This window comes from Geodermatophilus siccatus, from assembly GCF_900103785.1.
Taxonomy (GTDB): domain Bacteria; phylum Actinomycetota; class Actinomycetes; order Mycobacteriales; family Geodermatophilaceae; genus Geodermatophilus; species Geodermatophilus siccatus.
Genome location: NZ_FNHE01000013.1, coordinates 102,078 through 127,055, shown reverse-complemented (window position 1 = coordinate 127,055; position 24,978 = coordinate 102,078). Strand labels below are relative to the sequence as shown.

The following is a 24,978-nucleotide window of genomic DNA, read 5'->3' as shown; positions in this document are numbered from 1 at the left end:
CGACGCCGAATCGTTGCCAATCGCCCCAGCGACCACGGTGACCCGCTCCACCACGCACCCACATGTCGACCGGCCGCAGCGTGGCGGCGGTCCCGGGGCGGTCGGTGACCCCCGGACGGCGGCGCGCCCCGTCGGCGTGTCAGACGGCGACGGCCGTGACGAACGTGCAGATGCCCTCGCCGTGCTGCGCGCGCCGCCGCAGCCCGAGGAGCGCGAGCAGGGCCATCTCGACGCGGTAGGCCGCGCGGGTCAGGCCGGTGTAGAAGGTGTCGCCACCGCGCGTGACCTGGATGTCGCCGAAGCCGGCCAGCCGGACGTGCTCGGTCAGCATCCAGTCCGGGAGGATCGTGATGTGCCCGGGCTCGTGGTAGTGCCGGGGGCCGAAGATGAACGGCGCGCCGCGGAGGAACATCTTCAGCCGCGAGTGCGGGTGCGTGACGTTCGGCGTGCTGACCAGCAGCTTGTCGCCGGGCCGCAGCAGCGAGCGGATCGAGCGCAGCACCTGCCGCGGGTTCTCCACGTGCTCGAGCGTCTCGACGCACACCACCATGTCGAACGGGCCGCGGGTCTGGTCGGTCCACTGCGGGTCGTCCAGGTCGAGCCGGTGGATCCAGTCGTGCGGCGGGTCCAGGTCGGTGGGGACGACGTCGAAGCCGGCCTCGCGCAGCCGCACCGCGAGCGCACCGCACCCGGCGCCCACCTCGAGCACCCGGCCGCCGTCCGGCAGCGCCGCCCGCGCCAGCTCGACGGCGTACTCGTGCACACCCGGCGCGGCGTGCACCGAGTGGCCGGCGTAGGTCTGCACCGCCTGGGTGCGCCGGCCGCTCCTCTGCTCAACCCCCACCATCGGGCCAGCCTGGCACAACGGGTCCTCGTCCGAGCCGGTCAGGGGGTCAGCCGCCGAGGTCCTCGCGCATCTGCTGAGCCCGAGCCACAGGCCGGCCGACCGGCGTCCCGTCGTCCCGGGGGGCGGTGAACAGCAGCATCCCCGGCGTCACCGTGCTCACCGCGCGATCGTGGCGCCGCCGGCGGCGAGCTCGTGCCGACGTCCCCACCCCTTCGCTCCCCCGGCCCTCCGCTCGTGGCCCCTCCGCTCGTGGCCCCTCCGCGGTGATCATGGGGTTGTTGCTGCGGGACACGCTCGACGCGGCGTGCGGTCGAGCAACAACCCCATGATCAACTCGCAGAGGGGTCCCCGGCGGCGCGTGACCGAGGAGCCGGGCGGGACGGTGGCGGCCGGGCGGGGTGGACGACGTCGGTCAGTCGGCGGGCGCGGGAACGGCCTCCTCGCGCTCGACCGGGCGGCCGACGACGCCGTGCAGGTGGCAGGCGGCGAGCTGCCCCGGCGCGCCGACCGGCTGCAGCGCCGGGTCGACGTCGGGACACGGCTCGAAGGCGTACGGGCAGCGGGTGCGGAACCGGCAGCCGCTGGGCACGTTCGCCGGCGAGGGGACGTCGCCGCGCAGCACGATCCGCTGCCGGGTCCGCTCCAGCGACGGGTGCGGCACGGGCACCGCCGACAGCAGGGCCTGCGTGTAGGGCATCTTCGGGTCCGAGCCGACCGCCGCCGCCGGCCCCACCTCGACGACCCGCCCCAGGTACATCACCGCGATCCGGTCGGAGACGTGCCGGACGGCGGACAGGTCGTGCGAGATGAACAGCAGCGTGAGCCCGAGCCGCCGCTGCAGCCGGCGCAGCAGGTTGAGCACCTGGGCCTGGACGCTGACGTCCAGCGAGGCGATGGCCTCGTCGCAGACCAGGAAGTCCGGCTCGCCGGCCAGCGCCCGGGCGATGCCGACCCGCTGCCGCTGCCCGCCGGAGAACTCGTGCGGGTAGCGGTCGGCCACCGCCGGGTCCAGGCCGACCAGCTCCAGCAGCTCGGCGACCCGCGCGGCGCGCTCCCGCCGGCCCGACCGCAGGCCGTGCACCTCCAGCGGCTCGGACACCGTCTGCCGCACGGTCCGGCGCGGGTCGAGCGAGGCGAACGGGTCCTGGAAGACCATCCCGGCGCGCCGGCGCAGCGCCCGCATGGCCCGGCGGTCCAGGCCGGTGACGTCGGTGCCGTCGAAGGTGACCGTCCCGCCGGTCGGCTCCACCAGCCGCAGCAGCGCGTTGCCCAGCGTCGACTTCCCGCAGCCGGACTCGCCGACCAGCCCGAGCGTCTCGCCGCGCCGGATGTCGAGGTCCACGCCGTCGACCGCGCGCAGCACGCCGGTCGTCCGCCGCAGCGCGCCGCCGGAGCGGACCGGGAAGTGCACCTCCAGCCCGCGCGCGGAGACCAGGACGTCACCCATGGGTCGGGTTCCGGCCTCGTTCCGCTCCTCGGTCGCTGGCGCTCCCCGCGATGCTCGCTCGCCCGTCACCCTCCGGTCGGCCATCACCCCTCCTCGCACCACGTCGCCGCCCGGTGCGGCAGGCCCCCGCCGGACGCGCCCACCACCGCCAGCGGCGGCTGCTCGGTCGCGCAGCGCGGGTCCGACCGCACCGGGCAGCGCGGCCAGAACACGCAGCCCGGCGGCAGGTCGGTGGGCGCGGGCGGCACCCCGGGCACGGTCGCCAGCTCACCGTCGTCCGCCGAGGCGAGGTCGGGCAGCGCGCCGAGCAGGCCGCGCGTGTACGGGTGCGCCGGCCGCTCGAGGACGTCGTCCACCGTGCCGTCCTCCACGCAGCGCCCGCCGTACATGACCAGCACGCGGTCGGCGATCCCGGCGACGACGCCGAGGTCGTGGGTGATCCAGATGACCCCGGTGCCGTGCTCGCTCTGCAGCCCGGCCACCAGGTCGAGGATCTGCGCCTGCACGGTCACGTCGAGAGCCGTGGTCGCCTCGTCGGCGATGAGCAGCGAGGGGTTGTTGGCGAGGGCGATCGCGATGACCACCCGCTGGCGCATGCCACCGGAGAGTTCGTGCGGGTAGCGGTCCAGCGCGCGCTGCGGGTCGGGCAGGCCCACCTCGGCCAGCAGCCCGGCCGCCCGCTCCCGCGCCGCGGCCTTGGACACCTCGCCGTGGGCGCGGATCCCCTCGACCAGTTGCCGGCCGATCGTCAGGACCGGGTTGAGCGAGGTCATCGGGTCCTGGAAGACCATGCCGACGCCGGGGCCGCGCACCTCGCGCAGCCGCTCGGGGGACATGGTGAGCAGGTCCTCGCCGTCCAGCCGCGCGGAGCCGGTCACCGTGGCCACGCGGGCGGGCAGCAGCCCGAGCAGGGCCAGGACCGAGACGCTCTTGCCGCTGCCGGACTCCCCCACCACCGCGACGGTCTCGCCGCGCCCGACGGTGTAGCTCAGCCCGTTGACGACCTCGGCCGGACCGCGCGGCGTGCGCAGCCGCACCCGGAGGTCCTCGACCTCCAGCAGCGGCGCACTCACCTGCTGCACTGGTCCGCTCCCGCCCGGCGGAGCCGGCGGGACGGCAGAGCCGCTCACCTGCCGCTCCCGGCCATCAGCGTGCGCTGGCGCGGGTCGAGGACGTCACGCAGCCCGTCGCCGAGCAGGTTGAAGCAGAGCACGGTCAGGAAGATCGCCATCCCCGGGAAGAAGGCCAGCCACCAGGCCAGGTCGATGAAGCCGCGCCCCTCGGCCAGCATGAGCCCCCACGACGGGTTCGGCGGCTGGGTGCCCAGCCCGAGGAAGGACAGCGCCGCCTCGGCCAGGACGGCGAAGGCCAGGCTGATCGAGGTCTGCACGATGATCGGCGGCGCCGCGTTGGGCAGCACGTGCCGGGTGAGCAGCCGGAGGTCCGACGCCCCCACCGACCGCGACGCCCGCACGTACACCTCCTCCCGGACGCCGAGCACGCTGGCGCGGGTCACCCGGGCGAAGACGGGGATGTAGACGATGCCGATGGCCAGCGCGGTGTTGCCGGCCCCCGGTCCCCGGACGGCGAGCACCGCGATCGCCAGCAGCACCGCGGGGAAGGCGAACAGGATGTCCATCAACCGCATCAGGACGTCGTCCACCCAGCGGCCGTAGTAGCCGGCCAGCAGGCCGATGAGGGCACCGACGACCAGTGCGAAGGCGACCGCCAGGAACCCCACCCGCAGCGACACGGCCGCCCCCAGGACCACCCGGCTGAGGATGTCCCGGCCGAGGTCGTCGGTGCCGAACGGGTGCGCCAGGCTCGGCGGCTGCAGCCGGTCCTGGACCGCGATCTCGTTGGGGCCGGTGGGGGCGATGGCCTCGTCGAACACGGCCACGAGGACGATCAGCAGCAGGACCGTCGCCGCCACCGCCGCGGTGGGGTTGCGGGCGAGCAGGCCGAGCGTCTGCCGCCAGCGCGGCCGCGGCGGCCGCGCCGTCGAGGAGACGCCGGCCTCGGTGGCGGTCGGGGAGACCGCCGGCTCGGGGAGGGGTGCGCCGGTCATGGCAGCAGGCCTCGGCTGTGTGTCATCGCCTGGTCCGTGTCATCGCCTGGTCCGTGTCATCGCCTGATCCGCGGGTCGATGGCGGTGTAGAGCAGGTCCACCACCAGGTTGATCAGCAGGAACACCACGGCGAACAGCAGGATCGCCCCCTGGAGGACCGGGTAGTCCCGGGCCTGGACCGCCTGCAGGGCGAGCTGACCGAGCCCCGGCCAGGAGAAGACGATCTCCACCACCACCACTCCCGACAGCAGGTAGGCCAGCTGCACGCCGGTGACGGTGACCAGGGGCAGCAGCGCGTTGCGCAGCACGTGCCAGGTGAAGACCTGCCGCGCCGGCAGCCCCTTGGCCTGCGCCGTCCGGACGTGGTCGGCGCCGAGGGCCTCGAGGACGCTGGAGCGCACGAACCGGGTGATCACCGAGCCGGACACCACCCCGGTGACCACCGCCGGCATCAGCAGCCGCTGCGCCCAGCCGCCCGGGTCCTCCGTGAGCGGGACGTAGCCGCCCGAGGGCAGCCAGCCCAGCGTCCCGGCGAAGACCAGGATGAGCACGATCGCCATCCAGAACTCCGGCACGGAGATGCCGATCTGGCTGAGCACCGTGGCGACCCGGTCGACGACCGACCGGGGCCGCAGCGCCGACAGGGTGCCCAGCGGGACGGCGATGAGCAGCGCCACCAGGATCGAGGCGAACGCCAGGGTGAGCGTCGCGGGGAGCCGCTCGGCGATCAGCGAGGTGACCGTCTCCCCGCTGCGGAAGCTCACCCCGAGGTCCCCGGTGAGGGCCCGGCCCGCCCAGCCGAAGTACTGGGTGACCAGCGGCTGGTCCAGGCCGGACCGTGCGAGGAGCGCGTCGTAGGTCTCCTGGTCGAACCGCGTGCCGAGGGCCAGCCGGATCGGGTCGCCCGGCACCAGCTGGACCAGGCCGAACACGATGACGCTCACCCCCACCAGGACGACGAGGGACTGGCCGACCCGGCGGAGGAGGTAACCGGTCAGGGCAGCTCCACGGACTCGAAGTTGATCGCCTTGTCCGCCCGGATCTGGTAGCCCGCCAAGCCGGGCGCCCACGCCTGCACCACGTCGGGGTTGTAGAGGTACAGGTAGGAGACGTCGTCGACGATGATCTGCGCGGCCTGGTCGTAGATCTGCTTGCGGGCGTCCTGGTCGGTCTCCGTCGCCCCGGCCTGCAGCAGCTGGTCGACCTGCGGGTTGCTGTAGCCCTGGTAGTTGTTCGGCCCGTCGGTCTGGTGCTGCTCCTGGTAGTAGGCCGCCGGGTCGAGGTTGCCCAGCCAGCCCAGCATGAAGGCGTCGAAGTCGCCCGCGCCCTGCCGGTCCAGCCAGGTCGCGAGGTCCAGGGTCTCGATCTCCACGGTGATCCCGATCGGCTCGAGCTGGCTGGCGATCACCTGCGCGGCGGTGACCGTCTCGGGGAACTGGTCGGTGACCATCAGCCCCATGGTCAGCGGCGTCTGGACGCCGGCCTGCTGCAGCAGCTGGCGGGCCTGGTCGGGGTCGGGCTGGAACGGGGCGTAGTCGAAGTAGAAGAAGCTGTCCTCGGGGATCGCCGTCTGGTTGGGCTGGGCCGCGCCGAACCGCGCCGCCTCGGCCACCGCCTCGCGGTCGACGGCGTAGGAGATGGCGCGCCGCACGTCGCGGTTGTCGAACGGCGCCCGCGCGTAGTTCATGGACAGGTACCAGTAGTCGACGCTGGGCGTCGTCTGGAGCTCGACGATGTCGTCGCCCTGCAGCGACTCGATCTGCTGCGGCGGGACGTTGTCGGTCCACTGCACCTCGCCGTTCTGCAGGGCGGTCAGCGCCGCCGCCGGCTCGGTGATGTAGCGGAACTCGACCCCCTCGACGCTCGGCGCCCCGCCCCAGTGGTCCTCGTAGGCGCTCAGCACGGTGCCGCTGGCGTCGGAGCTCTCCAACCGGAAGGGCCCGGTGCCGTTGGCCTCGGTGGTGAGGTCGAGGTCCTCCGCGGCGTTCTCCGGCAGGATCGCCATCCCCTTGAAGGCGCCGATCCGCTCCAGCAGGTTCGGTGTGGGCTGGCTGAGCCGGATCACCACGGTCTGCGGGTCGGGCGCCTCGACCGCGGCGACGTTCTGGAACCGGGTGGAGTTGCTCAGCTGCTCGTCGATGATCCGCCGGTAGGAGTAGACGACGTCGGCCGAGTCGAACGTGCTGCCGTCGTGGAAGGTCACGCCGTCCCGCAGCGCGAACGTCCAGGTCAGCTGGTCCTCGCTGGTCTCCCAGCTCTCGGCCAGGCTCGGCTCCATCGTGAGGTCCTCGGCGTTCGGGACCACGAGGGTGTCGTACACGTTCTCCAGGACCTGGAAGCTCGGGTAGGCCGTGGTGACGTGCGGGTCGAACTGGTCGGGCTGGGCGGACACCGCCGCGACGAGCGTGTTGCCCCCACCGCCGCTCCCGCCTCCCCCGGCTCCGGTGTCGACGCTCTCCCCGCCACCTCCGCAGGCGCCGAGCACCAGGGCACCGGCGGCGAGCAGGGGCAGGAGTCGGTTGCTGCGCACGGGGACCTCCGGCGGCTCGACTGTCGCGGTCTGTGCCCGACCCTGGCCCGCAGCGTCCCGGCTCGCAGGTCGGGGCGGTGATCGTTGCCTGTCCGTGACCCGGACGGAACGGGATCGCCCGCTCCACGTGACCGCGCCCCACCCTCCTCCCCCGATGATCATGGGGTCGTTGCCGCGGGACACGCCGCCTCCCGGGTGTCGACGGGCAACGACCCCGTGATCGACTCGAGGAGGCGCCGGTCGGACGACGACCGTCGCGCTGCTCAGTCCTCGCCGAGGGTGGCCCGGCGCAGCGCCTCGACGTCGACCTTGGGCACCCGGTCGGCGCCCAGCAGCCCGTTGCGCTCCTGGTACGTGTCGCTGAGCTGCGTCCAGCAGGCGCCGGCGAGCGCGGTGCTGCCGTGCACCGCGGCCCACTGGGCGCGGTAGCGGGCCAGCAGGTCCTCCGGCGAGGTGGCGTCGGCGTAGCCCCAGCCCTCGTCCTCCGGGGAGCGCAGCGCCACGCCGCCGAACTCCGAGAGGACGACGGCCCGGCCGGCGACGCCCGCGCGGTCGAGGTCGGCCAGGTACCCGTCGGGACGGCGCCCGGTGGCCACGCGTTCGAGGTCCTCGGCCGTGGCGTAGCGCTCGCCGAGCACCGCGGGGTCCTGCGCGTAGTCGTGGACGCCCAGGACGTCGCCGCCGAGGGTCTCCCAGCCGTCGTTGGCCGAGACCGGGCGGGTGCCGTCGAGCGCGTCCGCCGTCGCCGTCAGCGCCCGGATCAGCCCGCGCTGCCGCTCGTCGACCTCCGCCTCCTGCACGCCCCACGACTCGTTGAGCGGCACCCAGGCCACCACGCTCGGGTACCCGCGGTGGGCGACCACCACGTCGGCCCACTCCCGCAGCAGCCGGGCGCCGGCCGTCGGGCCGGGCCGGTACGCCGAGGGCATCTCCGTCCACACCACCAGGCCCATCCGGTCGGCGAGGGCGAGGTACCGCGGGTCCTCGGTCTTCTGGTGCTTGCGGGCCCCGGTGAAGCCGAGCGCCCTGGTGAGCTCGAGGTCGCGCCGCAGCGCCGCGACGTCGGGCGGGGTGGCGCCGGTGTCGGGCCAGTAGCCCTGGTCGAGCACCAGCCGCATCGGCGTCGGCCGGCCGTTGACCAGCAGCCGCCCGTCGCCGACCCCGACCGAGCGCAGCGCGGTGTAGCTCTCGACCTCGTCGAGCACCTCGCCGTCGTCGGCGACCAGCGCCAGCTCGGCGTCGAGCAGCACCGGGTCGGGGCGGGGCCACCACACGAGCCCGTTGCGGTCGTCGACGCCGCCGTCCCCCACCTGGACGGTGCGCTCCACGACGGCGCCGTCCACCCGCACCGCGTCGTCCACCAGCAGCCGGTCGCCGGCGCGCAGCCGCAGGTGCAGCCGCGCACCGGAGAGGGGGGCGGCGAGCTGCACGCGGACGTCGACCAGCATCCGGCGCGGGTCCCCGCGCCACTGGACGTCGGCGATGTGGCGCGGCGCCACCTGCTCCAGCCAGACGGTGCGCCAGATGCCGGTCGTGCGCGGGTACCAGATGTCATGCGGCTCGTCGCGCCAGTCCTGCTTGCCGCGCGGCGCCTCGAGGTCCAGCGGGTCGTCGTCGGCGCGGACCACCAGCTCGGCGCCGTCGTCCCCCAGGTGGTCGGTGACGTCGACGCTGAACGGCGTGTAGCCGCCCTCGTGGGAGGCGACGTGCGCGCCACCGACCCACACGTCGCAGAGGCGGTCGACGGCGCCGAGGTGCAGGACGGTGCGCCGGTCGCCGGCTCGCCCGGGCAGCCGGCGGCGGTACCAGGCGCGGTCGAGCCGGCCGGTCCAGTGCACGCCGCTGGCCGGGGTCTCCGGGGCGTAGGGCACCCGGATGGTGCGGTCGAACGCGATGCCGCCGACGGTGCCGGCGCGGTCGGGATCGGGGGCGAACTCCCACTCGCCGTCGAGCGAGGTCCAGGGACGGCGCAGCAGCGGCCGGGGGTGCTCGGTCGGGTCCGTGTGCTCCACGGACCCACCTCACCGGAGAACCCACCGCCCCGCAGCCCCGCGTACGGACGACGGGGTCGCCCGGGTGCTCCCGAGAGCACCGGGACGACCCCGTCGTCATCGGCTGGTCAGCGCGCCGCGCGCCGTCGTCCCAGCAGGACCAGGGCACCGCCGGCCACGAGCGTGACCAGGCCGGCGACGCCCGGCACCACGACCGACGCCCCGGTGAACGCCAGGGCGCCGGCCTCGCCGGAGCCGGTGGAGCCGGCCGAGCCGGGGGTGGACGCCTCGGTGGGCACGGTGGTGCCGGTCGAGCCGGACGTCCCGGCCGGGCCGGCGGTGGCGCCGGTGAGGGTGACGTCCATCCGGAGGGCGTAGGGGGCGCCCGAGTCGTCGATCCCGGAGGCGACCAGCGCGTGCGTCCCGGCGGCGACCCCGGAGGGGATCGTCACGGTGGCCGTGAAGGTCCCGTCGGCCCCGACGACCGCCGTCCCCAGCGGCGTCGGGGTCGAGTACATGGTCAGGACGACCGTGGAGAACGGCAGGAAGCCGCTCCCGGTCAGGACCACCTCCTCACCCGGGGTGACCTGGTCGATCCGACCGTCCTCCGTGCTCAGCGGGCCGTCGCCGGCCGGGGCCGCGGCGGGCTGCTGCGGGCCGGGGACGACCTCGGTGACGATCGGCGCGGTGTCGGCGCCGATGTAGCCGTCCTCACCCCGGGCGTAGACGACGACCGAGTAGCTGTAGCCGGCGGGCACGCCGATCAGGCAGCCGTTCTCGTCGGCCTGGGCGTCGCACCAGACGGCACCGGCGGTGGGCCACGTGTCCTGGATGTCCTCCCACTCGGCGTCCGGGAAGGCGCTGGCCGTGTACCCGAGGATCCCGGAGTCATCGGCCGGGTGCTCGAAGGCGACCCGGATCGAGGAGGTGCCGACGCTCGCCGTCACGCCGGTCGGGGTCCCGAGCGGCCGGACGACGCGCGCGGGGAACACCGTGCTCGCCGCGCTCGGGCCGATGCTGCTGGTCGCGCGGACGGCCACGGGGTACGTGCCCTGGTCGAGCCCGGTCACGGTGACGGTCAGCGCGGGGGTCTGGTCGGTCCGGGTGGGGGTGATCGGGCGCCACGTCGTGCCGCCGTCCAGGGTGATCTCGTAGCCGGTCACGTCCGCCCGGGCGTCGAGTTCCCGCTCGTCGTTCGGCGCCCAGAACCGGACGGTGATGGCGTCCGCGCCGGTGGGCAGCGCGTGCTGGATGACGGGCGGCTCGGGGCTGTACTCGCAGGGGACGCCCTCGTAGCCGATGCTGCCCGCTCCCCCGGCGGTCCACTCGGACTCGAGGGCCTCCCCCGCGGCGGCGTGCGTCCCCCCGCCGAAGACGTTGTAGCCGCGTCCACCGCCCTCGGGGAGCGGTCCCCAGCCCTGGCTGGAGGCGCCGTCGCCGCCGTACGCCAGCATCAGCACCAGACCCTCCGCGGTGCCGCCGTGGCGGACAGCGGAGGCACCACCCCCACCACTCGTCCGCACGAGCTCGCCGGAGTCGCCGGGCTCACCGGTCGTCACGGGCCCGAAGGTGATCGACTCGCTGGTCGTCGACCCACTGCGTCCGCCGGTCGGCTGGTCGGCGGAACCGCCCACCTCGCCGGGCTGGAGCAGGTACTGGTCGCCCTCGCGGACCCAGGTGGTCCCCTGCAGGCGACCGGCGAGGCCGCCCGGCGTGCCGTCGGACGCCCCGCCCTGGGCGCCGCGGAGGTCCCAGTCGATGGCGCAGTAGCCGGCGGGGACGGTGATGCGGGTGTCCTGGCCGCCGGGATCGCCGCTGACCGTGCCCGCGAACGGCTCGAGTGTGGGGGTGGCCTGGGCCGCACCTGCGCCCAGGACCACTGTGGACATGCCGATCGCTCCGACGGCCAGCAGGCCGACGGCGCGACGGGCGGGTGACGCGGTACGCACGTCGCACTCCCATCGGAGGACCCGGGGCGCCGGGCACGTCGCCCGGCTTCCCGGGCGCACCCCGACAAGATCACCTTCCGCGCGGGTCACGGCCGATCTCGTCCGCCTGTCGCGGGAGGTGACGCGGTCGTCAGGCGCAGTCGCACCAGCCGTCACACTGGCATCGACGCGTGGACGGGCCGCGCCGCCGTCCCCGGAACGATCATGGCGCCGCGACCACCGGGGCAGCTCCGGGCGTGGTCCCGGCGCCATGATCGCGCGGGAGTGGCGGGATCAGAGCGGCCGAACGGTCCCCAGCAGGTGGTCGGCGCCGGTGCTCGCGTTGCGGACGGCGAGGTCCCAGCCGCCTCCGTCCACCGGAGCGGTCGCGAGGGTGACCGTCGAGGGCAGGTACAGCGGCTTCCGGAACACCACGTCGACCGCCATCGCGTCGGGCAGCCGCCCCGTCAGTGCGGCGAGCGCCCGCGCCTCCACCCACATGCCGTGCGCGATCGCCCGCTTGAAGCCGAAGGCCTTGGCGGTCAGCCCGGAGAGGTGGATCGGGTTCACGTCGCCGGAGACCCGCGCGTAGCGGCGTCCGGCGTCGTCGGGTACCCGCCAGGTGGCGACGGGACGCGGCAGGTCCCCGACCGACAGCGAGAGGTCGGACCGCGGCGCGCCCTCCGGCGCCTCCGCGCCGCGGGCCAGGTACGTCGACCGCGAGCGCCACACCTCGGCGCCGCCGGTCGAGACCGACGCGCACAGGTCGACCGTCACCCCGCGTGGGTGCCGGGCGAACCGCTCGGCCCACACCTCGAGGTCGAGCGCCTCGTCGACCCGGACCGGCCGCAGCACGTCGACCCGGTTGCGCACGTGCACCAGGCCCGGCAGGGCGAGCGGGAACGCCCGGTCGCTCATGAGCGCCAGCTGCAGCGGGAACGTCAGCACGTGCGGGTACGTGGCGGGGAGCGGATCGGCCAGCGGGAAACCGCAGACCCGGTCGTAGGCGGCCAGGTCGGCGGCCTCCACGCGGACGCCGGTGCGGGCCAGCCGGGTGTCGGGCAGGTCGCCGCCGCGGCCGCGTGCGGTGGCCACGGCCCGCGCGAACAGCGCCGGCATCGACGGCGCGGCCTCCAACACGGTGCGGGCCATCACGCCCCCAGGAAGGACTGGCCGCACACCCGCACGACCTGGCCGTTGACGCCGGCGGCGCTGGGCTGGGACAGCCAGGCGATCGTCTCCGCGACGTCCACCGGCAGGCCGCCCTGCTGCAGCGAGTTGATCCGGGAGCCGACCTCGCGGGTGCCGAACGGCATCGTCGCCGTCATCTCGGTGACGATGAACCCCGGCGCGACCGCGTTGATCGTCGCGCCGCGCTCGGCGAACGCCGGCGCCCACGCCCGCACCATGCCGATGACGCCGGCCTTGGACGCCGCGTAGTTCGTCTGGCCGCGGTTGCCGGCGATGCCCGACTGCGAGCTCACGCAGACCACCCGGGCGCCGGTCCGCAGCAGACCGTCGGCGTCGAGCAGCGCCTGGGTGGTGTCGAGCTGCGCCTGCAGGTTGACCGCCATCACCGGGTTCCAGCGGGCGGCGTCCATGTTCACCAGCAGCTTGTCGCGGGTGATGCCGGCGTTGTGGACGACGATGTCCACCCCGCCGTGCCGCTCCCGCAGGTGGGCGATCAGCCGCTGCGCGGCGTCGGGCGCGGTGATGTCGAGCTGGAACGCCGTCCCGCCGATCTCGTTGGCCACCTCGGCCAGCGACTGGCCGGCGGCGGGGACGTCGACGCCGACCACGGAGGCGCCGTCGCGGGCCATCACTCGAGCGATGGACGCGCCGATGCCGCGCGCGGCCCCGGTGACGACGGCGACCTTCCCGGCCAGCGGGCGCTCCGCGTCCTCGCCCGCCGGGACGTCGGTGGCCGTCAGGGGGACCACCTGGCCGTCGACGTAGGCCGAGCGGCCGGAGAGGAAGAAGCGGACCGGGCCGGGCACGGCGGCCTCCGCGCCGGCCGGCACGACCAGCAGGTTCGCCGTCGCGCCGTTGCGCAGCTCCTTGGCGACCGAGCGGACCAGGCCCTCCAGTGCCTGCCGGGCGGCGGCCTGCGCCGGCGAGCCGGCGTCCGACGGCGGTCCGGCCAGCACCAGCACCCGGCCGGAGGGGCCGAGCCGCCTGAGCGCCGGGGCGAGGAACTCGTGGACCGCGGCCAGGTCGGCCGGGGAGGTCACGCCGGTGGCGTCGAGCAGCACGGCGCCCAGCCGCTCGCCGTCGGTGGCCGCCGGCGGCTGCACGGGGACGCCGGCGTCCTCGAGCACGCGGATCACGGTCTCGTGCAGCCGGCCCTCGCCGGCGGTGCCGACGACGGCCGGGCCGGTCAGCAGCGGTGCGCCCGGCTCGTGGCGGCGCAGCACGGCCGGGCGGGGCAGGCCGAGCTGCTCGACCAGGGTCGACCCGACGCCGGAGTTGGCGAAGTCGCGGTACCAGTCACCCACGGGTACTCCTTCAGGACTCGAGGACGGCGACGACGCCCTGGCCGCCGGCCGCGCAGACGGAGATCAGGCCGCGCTTTCCGGGACCCGCCTCGTGCAGCTGCTTGGCCAGCGAGGCGACGATCCGCCCGCCGGTCGCGGCGAACGGGTGGCCGGCCGCCAGCGACGAGCCGTTGACGTTGAGCCTCGACCGGTCGATGGCGCCCAGCGGGGCGTCCAGGCCGAGCCGCTCCTTGCAGAACGCCGGGTCCTCCCAGGCCGCCAGCGTGGCGAGCACCGTCGAGGCGAACGCCTCGTGGACCTCGTAGTAGTCGAAGTCCTGCAGCGTCAGGCCGTTGCGGGCCAGCAGCACCGGGACGGCGTACGCCGGGGCCATCAGCAGGCCCTCGCCGCCGTGCACGTGGTCGACGGCGGCGGTCTGGGCGTCGACCAGGTGGGCGAGCACGGGGAGCCCGCGGGACGCGGCCCACTCGTCGGAGGCCAGCAGGACCGCGGAGGCGCCGTCGGACAGCGGCGTCGAGTTGCCCGCGGTCATGGTGGCGTCGGGGTCGCCCGTGCCGAAGACCGGCTCGAGCTCCGCGAGCTTCTCCACCGAGGTGTCCGGCCGCAGGTTCTCGTCACGGGCCAGGCCCAGGTAGGGGGTGACCAGGTCGTCGAAGAAGCCGCGGTCGTAGGCGGCGGCGAGGTTCCGGTGCGAGCGGACGGCCAGCTCGTCCTGGTCCTCGCGGCTGATCCCCCACTGCCTGGCGGTGATCGCCTGGTGCTCCCCCATCGACAGGCCGGTGCGCGGCTCGGCGTTGCGCGGGGCCTCGGGCACGAACATCCCGGGTCGCACGCCGGCGAGGGCCTCGAGCCGCTGCCGGAGCGTCCTGGCGCTGCTGAGCGCGATCAGGACGCGGCGCATCTCGTCGTGGATGGCCAAGGGGGCGTCGGACGTGGTGTCGACGCCGCCGGCGATGCCGGACTCGATCTGCCCCAGCGCGATCTTGTTGGCGACGAGGATCGCGGCCTCGAGCCCGGTGCCGCAGGCCTGCTGCACGTCGTAGGCGGGGGTGGCGGCCGAGAGCCGCGAGCCGAGCACCGCCTCGCGGGTCAGGTTGAAGTCACGGGAGTGCTTGAGGACCGCCCCGGCGACGACCTCGCCCAGCTGCCGACCCTGCAGCCCGAAGCGGGCGACCAGCCCGTCCAGCGTCGCGGTGAGCATGTCCTGGTTGGACGCCTGCGCGTACGCGGAGTTCGCGCGGGCGAAGGGGATGCGGTTGCCGCCGACGATCGCGGCCTTCCGGGTCTGCGGAGCCATCGGGGCCCTCCGGATCACTGGATGGGGGCAGGGACGACACGGCGCCGTCCCGACAGATGTCTGGTACCCAGAGTATCAGGTACCGTTGGTGTCGTGAAGATCGGGACGCGGCGGGACCGGCGCGACTCGCGGTGGGACGAGCACCGTCGCGCCCGCCGGGAGCAGCTGGTCGACGCGACCATCGCCGCCGTGGGCCGGCACGGCGCGGGCGTCGGCATGGAGGAGATCGCGACCGCCGCCGGCACCAGCAAGACCGTCGTCTACCGGCACTTCGCCGACCGCACCGAGCTGCACGTCGCCGTCTGCGCCCGGGTCGCCGACTCCCTCACAGCGCGCCTGCGCGAGGCGATGGAGCGCAGCGGCGAGCCGCGGCAGATGGTGGCCGCCGCCGTCGAGACCTACCTGGCGTTCCTCGAGGCCGATCCCGAGCTCTACCGGTTCGTCGTCCAGGCACCGGACCGCCCGGCCGCCCCTGGTGACACGGACCCGATCGCCAACCTCTCCTCCCTCGTGGGCAACCAGGCGGCGGCGCTGGTCGCCGTGGCCCTGGAGCAGGCCGGCCGCGACCCCGCCGCCGCGCTCCCGTGGGGCCACGGCCTGGTCGGCCTCGTCCGCTCGGCCGCCGACTGGTGGCTGCAGGCCGACCGTCCGATGCCCCGGGTGGAACTCGCCGCACACCTGACCGATCTCGCCTGGGCCGGGCTCTCCGGCGTCGTGTCCCGCAAGGAGGAACAACCGTGACCGAGCTCGCGAGGGCACGCAGACGACACAGCACGACTGTCGGCGCTCGGGCGACGAGCGCCAGCGAGGAGGAGCGAGTGACGACGAGCCTGCCGCACGCGGTGGACGCGAAGACGCTCACCGAGGTGCTCGACGGCCGCTGGGGCCACGTGCGCCGCGACGCGCGCGAGAACCTGCACGACCCGGACCTGCTGCCGGTCTACGGCGAGACCGTGCACGAGGCCCGCGAGCGGGTCACCCGCATGGCGGCGAAGATCGCCCGGTCCGGCCGGGTCACCCTCGGCTTCCCCGAGGAGTACGGGGGTGAGGACGACGCCGGCGGCTCGGTCACCTCGATCGAGATGCTGGCCTTCACCGACCTGTCGCTGATGGTGAAGGCCGGCGTCCAGTGGGGCCTGTTCGGCGGCGCCGTGCAGGCGCTGGGCACCGAGCGGCACCACGAGGCCTACCTGCGCGACATCATGGGCTTCGACCTGCCCGGCTGCTTCGCCATGACCGAGACCGGGCACGGCTCCGACGTCCAGCAGCTGCGGACGACGTGCACCTACGACCCCGGGACGCAGACCTTCGACCTGCACACCCCGCACCAGGCCGCCCGCAAGGACTACATCGGCAACGCGGCGGAGGACGGCCGGATGGCAGTCGTCTTCGCCCAGCTGGTGACCCAGGGCAGGAGGCACGGGGTGCACGCCTGGCTGGTGCCGATCCGCGACGAGCAGGGCAACCCGATGCCGGGGGTCACCATCGGCGACGACGGGCCCAAGGCCGGCCTGCTCGGCGTCGACAACGGCCGGCTGAGCTTCGACCACGTGACCGTGCCGCGGGACATGCTGCTCGACCGCTACGGCTCGGTCGCGCCCGACGGCACCTACACCAGCTCGATCGAGAACGAGACGCGCCGCTTCTTCACCATGCTGGGCACCCTGGTGCGCGGCCGGGTGAGCGTCGGCGGCTCCGCGTCGGCGGCGACCAAGCTCGCCCTCGACATCGCCGTCCGCTACGGCGAGACCCGCCGGCAGTTCTCCGCGCCGGGCGCCGACCGCGAGGTCCTGCTCAACGACTACCTCGTGCACCAGCGCAAGCTCCTGCCGGCGCTGGCCGCCACCTACGCGTACTCCTTCGCGCAGGAGGAGCTGGTCGGCACCATGCACGACGTCCAGGGCGCCGAGCACGTGGACGAGGGCGCGCAGCGCGAGCTGGAGTCCCGGGCCGCCGGTCTCAAGGCCGCCCAGACCTGGCACGCCACGCGGACCATCCAGACGGCCCGCGAGGCCTGCGGCGGTGCGGGCTACCTGCAGGAGAACCGGCTGCCGCACCTCAAGGCCGACACCGACGTGTTCACCACCTTCGAGGGGGACAACACCGTCCTGCTGCAGCTGGTCGCCAAGGGCCTGCTCACCGGCTACCGCGACGCCTTCGGCTCGCTCGACGGCTGGGGCAGGGTCGGGTTCATCGCCGACATGGTCCGCGAGACCGTGCTCGAGCGGACGGCGGCCCGCGGCCTGATCGCCCGGCTCGTCGACGCCGTCCCCGGCCGGGAGGACGAGGTGCCGCTGCTCGACCGCGGCTGGCAGCTGAAGATGCTCGAGGACCGCGAGAAGCACCTGCTCGAGAGCGCGATCCGGCGGCTGCGGCGCGGCGCGGAGACCCCCGACGTCCGGCCCTTCGACGTCTTCAACGACGTCCAGGACCACGTGCTGCGGACGGCGCAGGCGCACATCGACCGCGTCGTGCTGGAGGCCTTCGTCGCCGGCATCGAGCGGACGACCGACGTCGACGCGCGGGCCCTGCTCGAGCGCGTCTGCGACCTGTACGCGCTCACGACCATCGAGGCCGACCGGGCCTGGTTCCTCGAGCACGGCCGGCTCACCCCGAACCGCTCCAAGGCGCTCACCGCCACGGTGAACGCGCTGCTCAAGGATCTGCGCCCGCACATGGTCACGCTGGTCGACGCCTTCGCCATCCCGGAGGACTGGAAGGGCGCGGCGATCCTGCGCGAGGAGCCCGGCCGCCAGGAGGCGATGTGCGCCCACGACGCCGAGCTGCGCCGCGGGACGGCGACGTCGCTGGAGGTCCCGCCCGCCCAGTAGGAGGGAGACCTCGTCCTCCTGCCCCCGCCCTCTCCCCTTCTCCGTTGATCACGGGGTCGTCGCCGCCGACACGGCTCGACACGCCGCATCGGCCGACGACGACCCCATGATCACGGCGGGGTCGGAGCGAGCGGGTCAGCGGGCCGGCGGGCCCGGGAAGCCGCCGACCAGCTGCTCGAAGGCGTGCGCCACCTTCAGCGGGGTGGTGTCCTCGAACCGGCGGCCGACCAGCATCATCCCCACCGGCAGCCCCTGCGAGAGCCCGGCCGGGACGCTGGTGGCCGGGTGGCCGCTGACGTCGAACGGCGCGCAGTTGACGATCATCTCCAGCGCCCGGGCGACGCGGACCTCCAGCGGGTCGTCCGGCGCCGGGATCTCCGGGGCGACCATCGGCACGGTCGGCATCACCAGCAGGTCGACGTGGCCGAGGGCCTGGTCGTAGCGCTCGCGCAGCTCGATGGCGAGGTCCTGGGCCATCGCGTAGTGGCGACCGTGCAGCTGTTGGGCCGACCAGCGCCCGGCCAGCGCGACGAGGGTCACCGTGGGTGACCAGCGGTCGGCCACCTCCCGTCGCTGCCGGCCGTAGTGCTCCACGAGCTCGGGGTCGTAGAGGCCCTCCCAGTTGTGCCCGTACCCCTCGCCGTTGATCATCTGGGTCGCCGCGCCGTCCGTGGCGATGACGTTCCAGACGTGGATCGCGTGCCGGTGCCAGGGCAGGTCGACGTCCACCACCTCGACGCCCAGCTCCCGCAGCCGTCCGGCGGCCGCCCGGACGGTGTCGTCGACACCGTCCTCGGAGAGCTCCTCCCAGCCGAAGCCCTGGGCGACGACCCCGACCCGCAGCCCGGAGACGTCGCCGTCCAGAGCCGCCGCGTACTGCTGGGGCTGCAGGCCGCCCGGCTGGCGGGGGTCCAGGCCGTCGCGGCCGGCGAGGACGTCGAGCATCGCCGCGGCGTCGGCGACGGTGCGGGTCATCGGGCCCAGGTGGTCGAGGGTCAGCTCGATGGGGAACGCCCCGGTGTAGGGCACCAGGCCGTGGGTGGGCTTGTGGCCGACGATGCCGCTGAACGCCGCGGGCATCCGGATCGAGCCGCCCTGGTCACCGCCGATCGCCAGGTCGACCTCCCCGGCGGCGACCAGCGCCGCGCTGCCGCTGGAGCTGCCCCCGGTGGTGCGGGACGGGTCCCACGGGTTGCGCACCGGGCCGGTGACGGAGGTGTGGCTGCCGCCGGAGAAGCAGAGGTCCTCGCAGACGGCCTTCCCGGTGATCGTCGCGCCGGCCGCGAGCAACCGGCTGACCACGGTCGCGTCCCGCTGGGGGACGAAGCCCTCGAGCGTGTGCGAGCCGTTCATCATCGGGACGCCGGCGACCTCCACGTTGTCCTTGACCGCCACGGTCCGGCCGACCAGCGGGCCGTGGTCGCTCCCGCGGATCTCGGTCCGGACGTACCAGGCGCCCAGCGGGTCGTCCCCCTCGGCCGGGCGGGTGCTCGGCCGGTCGTCAGGTGCCTGCGGGGCGATGCCGGCGTACAGCTCCTCGACCGCGTCGTAGGAGTCGAAGGCGCCGGCGACCAGCACGGAGTAGGTGTCGAGGTCGGCGTCGCTGGGCTGCATCCCGTAGGAACGGGCGAGCGCGGCGACGTCGTCCTTGCCGGGACGGCGGACGGCCATGGGGACCTCCTCGGCGAGCGGCGGGTGGAGCCGGAGCCGCAAGCTAGCGGCGTCCGCGCCCTCCTGTCACCGGCGGCGACGCCCTCCTCGCCGTGTCGATCACGGGGTCGTCGCCGCCGACACGGCCCGACACGCCGCAACGACCGACGAGAACCCCGTGATCTCGGCGGAAGTGGGCCCCCGAGGACAATCCCCGCCGTGGAGATCCTGGCCGCGGCCACCGAGACGCTGCGGGTGCCGGCGGCGGTCGACCTCGCGGCGATCGTGGTGGGCGCGCTGACCGGGGGGCTGCTCGCCGCCCGCGAGGGATTCGCCGTCTCCGGCGTGCTGCTGCTGGCCTTCACCGGCGGGCTCGGCGGCGGGCTGGTGCGCGACGTGCTGCTCGGCGACCTGCCGCCGGTCGCCCTGACCAACCCCGCCTACCTGCCCACGGTGACCGTCGCCGCGACGGTGACGTTCTACTTCTCCGGCTGGCTGTCCCGGCTGACCGGCCTGCTCGTCGTCCTCGACGCCGTCACCCTCGGCTTCTTCACCGTCATCGGCGCGCAGAAGGCGCAGCTGGCCGCCCTGCCCAGTGCCAGCGTGGTCTTCGTCGGCACGGTCACCGCGGTCGGCGGCGCGGTGATCCGCGACGTGCTGCTGGCCCAGCGCGCCGACATCGTGCAGCCCGGCCCGTACAACGCGGTCGCCGCACTGCTCGGGGGCATCGCGCTCACCGTGCTCTCCGGCCCGGCCGGCCTCGACCCGATCCTGGTCGCCGCGCTGGTCATCGTGCTGGTCGCCGCGCTGCGCGTGCTCTCGGTGTGGCGCGGCTGGGAGGCCCCGGTCGCCGTCGACCTGCCCGGCCGGGCGCGTCACCGGCTGCTGCGCGTGCGCGCCGTGCGTCCGGCCCGCTGGCGCCGCCGCGACCGCCGCTGAGCGGAGTTCGGCGTCAGGCCGGGGTCGTCAGCCGGACGGCGAGCAGCGCGACGTCGTCCTCGGCGTCGGGCAGGAACAGCCGCTCGAGCACCCGGTCGCACAGGTCGGCCAGCGGCAGCGCGGCGTACTCGGCCAGCACGGACACCAGCGCGGCGGTGCCGGTGTCGAGGTCCCGGTCGCGGCGCTCGACCAGCCCGTCGGTGTGCAGGAAGACCGTGCTGCCGGCGGGGAGGACGGTGACCCGGTCGTGCCGCTGCACCGACGGGTCGACGCCGAGCAGCAGGTCCGGCAGGTCCCCGTCGAGCACCTCCACCTGCCCGTCGGGCCGGAGCAGCACCGGCGGCGGGTGGCCGGCGCTGGACCAGCGCAGCAGCGTCCGGTCGACGGACAGGTCGTCGTCCCCCCGCTCGAGGCGCGCGACCACCGCCGTGGCCATCGTGTCCAGCCCCAGCCCGCGGACGGCGCGGTCGACCTGGGTCAGCACCTGCGCCGGCGGGGCGCCGCTGGAGTAGCTGATCCCACGCAGCAGGCCGCGCAGCTGCCCCATCGCCGCGGCGGCCCGCACGTCGTGGCCGGCGACGTCGCCGATGGCCAGCACGGTGGCCCCGCCCGGCTCGAGGAACGCGTCGTACCAGTCGCCGCCGATCTCCGCGCCCTCCGCGGCGGGCACGTACCGGACGACGATCTCGCAGTGCTCCGGCTCCGGCGGGTCGGTGAGCATGCTGTGCTGCAGCGCCCCCGCCAACGCCCGCTGCTGGCCGTAGAGCCGGGCGTGGTGCAGCGCCAGCCCGGCCCGGCGGCCCACCTCGACCGCGGTCTCCACCTCGGCGGGCGTGTGCGGTCCCCGCTCCGCGCCGTTGAACAGGCCCAGCGCGCCGAGGGACTGCCCGCGGGCGACCAGCGGCACGATGACGCCCGAGGCCAGGCCGAGCCGGCCCAGCAGCTCGCGGGTCGCCGGCTCGGGTATGGCGCGCTCGATCCGCGCGGCGTCGATCCGGGGCAGCACGAGCGGGCGGCCGGTGCGGGTGACCACCGACGCGGCCGCCTCCTCGGTCATCACCGCGACCATCGAGTGCACGTACAGCTCCAGCTCGGCGCGCAGCCCGGGGTCGCGGTGCGCCGAGGCCACCTCGTGCAGCCGGCCCTGCTCGTCGGTGACCACCAGCCAGCACCAGTCGGCCAGGGTGGGGACGACGACGTCGGCGAGCTGGCCGACCTGCCGGGTGATCTCCAGCGTCCCCGACAGCACCCGGCCGGCGTCGGCCAGCAGCTGCAGCCGGGCGGTGGCCGCGGTCATCGCGGCCACCGCGTCGGCGCGCACGGCGTCGGCCCGCAGCCGGGAGGCGGTCAACGCGATCTGGGCGGTGAGCCCCTCGAGCAGCTCGACGTCCCGGTCCGGAAAGGCGTGCTCGGTCGTCCAGACGACGACGAAGCTGCCGAGCAGCCGGCCCTCGACCCGCAGCGGCAGCGCGGCCAGGGCCCGGCTGCCGAGCACCGCGTTGACCTCGGCCATCCTCGGGAACCGCGCCTCGGCCGCAGCCGCGTCGGCGAACAACAGCGGCTCGCCGTGCCGGGCGACCCACTGGGTGGGCAGCTCGTCGTCCAGCGGCGTCTGCACCCCGCCGGCGGGGAGCCGGACGTCGGCCGCGCTGGCCACGCTGTCGACGATGCGCCGGGTCAGGTGCAGGTACAGCTCGTCGTCGCGCGGGTCGAACACCGCCAGCCCGATCGACTCCGCCCCCAGGACGGCGGCGGCGCGCAGCGCGATCTCGGCGAGCTGGGTGACCTGCGTGGCGCCGGCCAGCTCGGCGGCGACCTCGGCGATCGCGGCGGCGCGGCGGACGGCGTCGAGCTCCCGGTCGACCTGCTCGTGGGCCTCGGTGACGTCGACGACCGTGCCCACGATCCGCTGCGGCGCGCCGTCCGGACCGGCCAGGACCCGGCCGCGGCTGATCGTCCAGCGCACCCCGCCGTCGGTGCGCACCACGCGCAGCTCGACGGCGTACTGCGCCAGGGCGTCGACGGCGGCCTGCATCTCCTGCTGCGCGCGCTCCCGGTCGTCGGGGTGCACGTGCTCGGCGAACAGCCGGTCCATCCCCAGCCGGACGGTGGAGTCGTAGCCGAAGACCGCCGCGCAGCGCTCGTCCCAGTCGATGGTGTGCCGCCGCAGGTCGACCTCCCAGGTCCCCACGGCACCGGCCTCCAGGGCCAGCTCCAGGCGCACCAGGGAGGCGTCCGCGGCCGACCGGGCCGCGGACACCTCGAGCTCGGCGACCACCGAGGCGGCCAGCTGCCCCAGCGAGAGGACCTGCTCCGGCGACCAGTCCCGCCGGACGCCGTCGAACACCGCCAGCGTCCCGACGACCTGCCCGGACCGGGCGCGCAGGGGGACGCCGAGGTAAGCGACGAGCGACCCGTCGACCGCCGCGGGCAGCGCGGCCAGCCGCTCGTCCTGCGCCGCGTCCGGGACGACGACGGGGACGCCGATCCCGACGGTCACCGCGCAGGGGGAGCCGTCGAGCGGCAGCGGACCGCTGACGACCGACGCCGGCAGTCCGCAGGACCCCACGGGCACCTCGACGTCGGTGACCAGGCAGACCAGCGCCGCCGGGGCCTGCGTCAGCCGCGCGGCGAGCTCGGCGAGCCGGTCGTGGACGCCGGGTGAGGCCTCGGCGAGCAGCCGCCGGGCCGCCGCGACGCGCCAGGGGTCGGTCAGCACGTCGGACCGCGGGGACCGGGGTGCCGACGCCATGCGCGCGCTCCCTCGTCCGCTGTGGGTGGCCCGTGCGCCAGCCGCGTCGACCGCACATCCTGGCACGCACCGCCTCTCCAGCCGCGCAACGTCCCCCGCACGTGTCACCCCCGTCGTCCACCCCGTCGGGTGAGGCGAGCGCGGTCCCGGGTGGAGCCCGGCAGCGCCGACGCCGATGGGCTGGCCATGACGGCGATCCTCACGAGCCGGCTGCCGGACTGCCGTCCGCTGCTGGCCGATCCCGACGACCTCACGCCGGTGTTCCGGCCGGTCGTCGACCTCGCCACCGCGCGGGTCGTGGGCTACGAGGCGCTCGCACGCTTCCCGGGGACCGCCGGGCCCGACGTCTGGTACGCCGCCGCCGCCGACTGCGGCCTGGCCGCCGAGCTCGAGGCGCTGGCGGTCACCAAGGCGCTGGCCGCCGTCCCGCTGCTGCCCGAGGGCACCTCCCTCACCGTCCCCGTCAGCCCGCAGCTGCTCGGCAGCGGTCCGGTCCAGGAGGCCCTCGCCACCCGGCCGGACCTGTCCCGCGTCGTCGTCCAGCTCGCGGGGCGCACGCCGGTCGACGACCTCGACGCGCTGCGCCGGCAGACCGACGCCCTGCGGGCCCGCCGGGCCCTGGTCGCGGTGGACGACGCCGCCTCGGGCCTGCCGCTGGTGGCCGCCGTCCGCCCGGAGCTCGTCAGCCTCGACCGGGCCCTGGTGACCGGCGCCGACGACGACCCGGTCCGCACGGCGCTCACCGAGGTCGTGCGCGACCTCGCCGGCCGGACCGGTGCCCGGCTCGTGGCCGGGGGCGTCGAGACGGCCCGGGAGCTCGCCGCGTTGGCCTGGCTCGGCGTCCCGCTCGCGCAGGGCTGGCTGCTCGGCCGGCCGACGCCGGAGCCCGCCCCGCTGGCCCCGGAGGTCGCCGCCCTGGTCCGCACCTCCGCCGCCCGCACCCGGGTCTCCGCGGGGCTCGCCGCGCTCGTGCGCCCGGTGCGCCAGTGCGACGTCGGGCGGCCACCGCCCGCCGTCCCCCCGGCGGTGCTGGTGGGCGGGCGGGGGGAGCCGGTCGGGCTGTGGCTGGCCTGCCCGCGCACCGGCGAGCCGCACCTGGCGCCGGTGTCACTCCAGGCCCACCTGACGGACGACGTCGCCGCGACGCTGCAGCGGGCGATGACGCGGCCGCCGGCGCAGCGCTTCGACCCGGTGGTCTGCACCGACGCCACCCGCGCCCCGGTGGGCCTGCTGCGCGTCGAGGACCTCGCGGGCGCCATCACCGCCCGCTGATCACTCGCTGGCGGCGTCCAACGCCTGCGTCTCCTCCTCGGTGAGCACGAGGTCCTGCATGGGCAGCAGGTCGGCCAGCTGCTCCACCGAGCGGCCGCTGGCGATCGGCGAGACGACGGTGGGCCGGTCGGCCAGCCAGCGCAGCGCCACCGCCGCGACCGTCACCCCGTGCCCGTCGGCCACCCGCCGCAGCGCGGCCAGCACCCGGTCGCCCCGCTCCCCCACGTAGGCCGAGGCGCCCTCCGCCCGCGGCGAGTCGACCTGCTCACCGGCCCGGTACTTGCCGGTCAGGAAGCCCTTGGCCAGCGCGTAGTAGGGCAGCACGCCCAGATCGTGGGCGGCCACGACGTCGCGCAGCCCGTCCTCGTACGCCGCCCGCTCCATGAGGTTGTAGTGCGGCTGCAGCGCCACGTACCGGGTCAGCCCCAGCCGCTCGGAGGTCTCCAGCGCCTCGGTGAGCCGCTCCGGCGAGTAGTTCGACGCCGCGACGTGGCGGACCTTGCCCGCCTGGACCAGCTCGTCGAACGCGCGCAGCGTCTCCTCCAGCGGCGTGCTCTCGTCGTCGTAGTGCGCGTAGTAGAGGTCGATCCGGTCGGTCTGCAGCCGGCGCAGCGACCCCTCGACCGCCTTCCGGATCTCCGCGGCCGACAGCGGGTGCTCCTTCTCCAGCCGCGAGGCCTTGGTCGCCACCACCATGCGGTCGCGCAGGCCGCGCTCGGCCATCCAGTTGCCGAGGATCTCCTCCGAGGCGCCGCGGCCGTAGGACTCCGCGGTGTCGACGAACGGCGCGAGGGTGCTGACCGTCGCGTCGGTGAACCGGTCCAGCAGGGCGAAGGACGTCGGCTCGTCCGCCGTCCAGCCGAACACGTTGCCGCCCAGGCAGAGGTCGCTGACGGCGGGGTCGGTCCCGGGGATCACTGGCATGACCCCA

Annotated in this window: 18 protein-coding genes; 4 read left to right on the top strand and 14 right to left on the bottom strand. The window is 75.1% G+C overall.

Annotated elements, in window-relative coordinates; all coding sequences use genetic code 11:
* Positions 1-139: 139 nt before the first annotated feature.
* The 11 genes from BLS21_RS21105 to BLS21_RS21055 all read right to left on the bottom strand — a co-directional run bounded on the left by BLS21_RS21105 (position 140) and on the right by BLS21_RS21055 (position 14,603).
* Positions 140-847 carry a class I SAM-dependent methyltransferase gene (locus BLS21_RS21105; RefSeq protein WP_091223157.1) on the bottom strand — a complete coding sequence of 236 codons (708 nt, stop codon included), beginning with the start codon at positions 845-847 and terminating at the stop codon, positions 140-142.
* A gap of 412 nt (positions 848-1,259) precedes the next feature.
* Complete coding sequence (locus BLS21_RS21100; protein ID WP_091223155.1) at positions 1,260-2,294, bottom strand: ABC transporter ATP-binding protein; 1,035 nt, start codon at positions 2,292-2,294, stop codon at positions 1,260-1,262.
* A gap of 83 nt (positions 2,295-2,377) precedes the next feature.
* Positions 2,378-3,376, bottom strand: coding sequence for an ABC transporter ATP-binding protein (locus BLS21_RS21095; protein WP_245700635.1), 999 nt, complete (start codon positions 3,374-3,376; stop codon positions 2,378-2,380).
* A 44-nt stretch (positions 3,377-3,420) separates the two neighbouring features.
* On the bottom strand, positions 3,421-4,362 hold the full coding sequence (locus BLS21_RS21090) for an ABC transporter permease (RefSeq protein ID WP_091223153.1): 942 nt from the start codon (positions 4,360-4,362) through the stop codon (positions 3,421-3,423).
* Between the two features lie 56 nt (positions 4,363-4,418).
* On the bottom strand, positions 4,419-5,360 hold the full coding sequence (locus BLS21_RS21085; RefSeq protein ID WP_091223243.1) for an ABC transporter permease: 942 nt from the start codon (positions 5,358-5,360) through the stop codon (positions 4,419-4,421).
* Positions 5,357-6,892, bottom strand: coding sequence for an ABC transporter substrate-binding protein (locus BLS21_RS21080; RefSeq protein ID WP_091223151.1), 1,536 nt, complete (start codon positions 6,890-6,892; stop codon positions 5,357-5,359). Before BLS21_RS21080 ends, BLS21_RS21085 begins: the two co-directional genes overlap by 4 nt.
* A gap of 263 nt (positions 6,893-7,155) precedes the next feature.
* Positions 7,156-8,904, bottom strand: coding sequence for a glycoside hydrolase family 2 protein (locus BLS21_RS21075; protein WP_091223149.1), 1,749 nt, complete (start codon positions 8,902-8,904; stop codon positions 7,156-7,158).
* 107 nt (positions 8,905-9,011) lie between these two features.
* Entirely contained in the window at positions 9,012-10,772 is a 1,761-nt protein-coding gene (locus BLS21_RS21070; RefSeq protein WP_139177242.1) for a fibronectin type III domain-containing protein, read from the bottom strand.
* A gap of 333 nt (positions 10,773-11,105) precedes the next feature.
* The gene (locus tag BLS21_RS21065; RefSeq protein WP_091223241.1) at positions 11,106-11,963 is read right to left on the bottom strand and encodes a MaoC family dehydratase; all 858 of its coding nucleotides are present in this window, start codon (positions 11,961-11,963) and stop codon (positions 11,106-11,108) included.
* A complete protein-coding gene (locus BLS21_RS21060; protein WP_091223145.1) occupies positions 11,963-13,306 on the bottom strand; it encodes a 3-oxoacyl-ACP reductase in 1,344 nt (447 codons plus the stop codon). Before BLS21_RS21060 ends, BLS21_RS21065 begins: the two co-directional genes overlap by 1 nt.
* A gap of 10 nt (positions 13,307-13,316) precedes the next feature.
* Entirely contained in the window at positions 13,317-14,603 is a 1,287-nt protein-coding gene (locus tag BLS21_RS21055) for an acetyl-CoA C-acetyltransferase (protein WP_091223144.1), read from the bottom strand.
* A gap of 93 nt (positions 14,604-14,696) precedes the next feature.
* Here BLS21_RS21055 and BLS21_RS21050 point away from each other — a divergent pair, with 93 nt between their 5' ends.
* On the top strand, positions 14,697-15,344 hold the full coding sequence (locus BLS21_RS21050; RefSeq protein WP_091223142.1) for a TetR family transcriptional regulator: 648 nt from the start codon (positions 14,697-14,699) through the stop codon (positions 15,342-15,344).
* A gap of 77 nt (positions 15,345-15,421) precedes the next feature.
* Entirely contained in the window at positions 15,422-17,434 is a 2,013-nt protein-coding gene (locus BLS21_RS21045) for an acyl-CoA dehydrogenase family protein (protein ID WP_091223140.1), read from the top strand.
* Between the two features lie 135 nt (positions 17,435-17,569).
* On the opposite strand, the gene BLS21_RS21040 is transcribed toward BLS21_RS21045, so the two are convergent.
* Complete coding sequence (locus BLS21_RS21040; RefSeq protein WP_091223239.1) at positions 17,570-19,105, bottom strand: amidase; 1,536 nt, start codon at positions 19,103-19,105, stop codon at positions 17,570-17,572.
* Between the two features lie 198 nt (positions 19,106-19,303).
* Between BLS21_RS21040 and BLS21_RS21035 the strand changes: the two genes are divergently transcribed.
* The gene (locus tag BLS21_RS21035) at positions 19,304-20,023 is read left to right on the top strand and encodes a trimeric intracellular cation channel family protein (RefSeq protein WP_091223138.1); all 720 of its coding nucleotides are present in this window, start codon (positions 19,304-19,306) and stop codon (positions 20,021-20,023) included.
* A gap of 13 nt (positions 20,024-20,036) precedes the next feature.
* Here the strand turns inward: BLS21_RS21035 and BLS21_RS21030 are convergent, their stop codons facing one another.
* Entirely contained in the window at positions 20,037-22,775 is a 2,739-nt protein-coding gene (locus tag BLS21_RS21030) for a SpoIIE family protein phosphatase (protein ID WP_091223136.1), read from the bottom strand.
* 129 nt (positions 22,776-22,904) lie between these two features.
* On the opposite strand from BLS21_RS21030, the gene BLS21_RS21025 reads away from it, so the two are divergent.
* A complete protein-coding gene (locus BLS21_RS21025; RefSeq protein WP_245700632.1) occupies positions 22,905-24,047 on the top strand; it encodes an EAL domain-containing protein in 1,143 nt (380 codons plus the stop codon).
* On the opposite strand, the gene BLS21_RS21020 is transcribed toward BLS21_RS21025, so the two are convergent.
* Positions 24,048-24,971 (bottom strand): aldo/keto reductase, encoded by a 924-nt coding sequence (locus tag BLS21_RS21020; protein WP_091223134.1) that lies wholly within the window; start codon positions 24,969-24,971, stop codon positions 24,048-24,050. It abuts the gene before it with no gap.
* Between the last annotated feature and the right edge of the window lie 7 nt (positions 24,972-24,978).

Excerpts from the sequence above, each read along its gene's own strand:
- BLS21_RS21040 (WP_091223239.1), bottom strand. The coding sequence starts at position 19,105 with ATGGCCGTCCGCCGTCCCGGCAAGGACGACGTCGCCGCGCTCGCCCGT.
- BLS21_RS21100 (WP_091223155.1), bottom strand. The coding sequence starts at position 2,294 with ATGGGTGACGTCCTGGTCTCCGCGCGCGGGCTGGAGGTGCACTTCCCG.
- BLS21_RS21020 (WP_091223134.1), bottom strand. The coding sequence starts at position 24,971 with ATGCCAGTGATCCCCGGGACCGACCCCGCCGTCAGCGACCTCTGCCTG.
- BLS21_RS21030 (WP_091223136.1), bottom strand. The coding sequence starts at position 22,775 with ATGGCGTCGGCACCCCGGTCCCCGCGGTCCGACGTGCTGACCGACCCC.
- BLS21_RS21090 (WP_091223153.1), bottom strand. The coding sequence starts at position 4,362 with ATGACCGGCGCACCCCTCCCCGAGCCGGCGGTCTCCCCGACCGCCACC.
- BLS21_RS21055 (WP_091223144.1), bottom strand. The coding sequence starts at position 14,603 with ATGGCTCCGCAGACCCGGAAGGCCGCGATCGTCGGCGGCAACCGCATC.
- BLS21_RS21065 (WP_091223241.1), bottom strand. The coding sequence starts at position 11,963 with ATGGCCCGCACCGTGTTGGAGGCCGCGCCGTCGATGCCGGCGCTGTTC.
- BLS21_RS21105 (WP_091223157.1), bottom strand. The coding sequence starts at position 847 with ATGGTGGGGGTTGAGCAGAGGAGCGGCCGGCGCACCCAGGCGGTGCAG.
- BLS21_RS21070 (WP_139177242.1), bottom strand. The coding sequence starts at position 10,772 with ATGTCCACAGTGGTCCTGGGCGCAGGTGCGGCCCAGGCCACCCCCACA.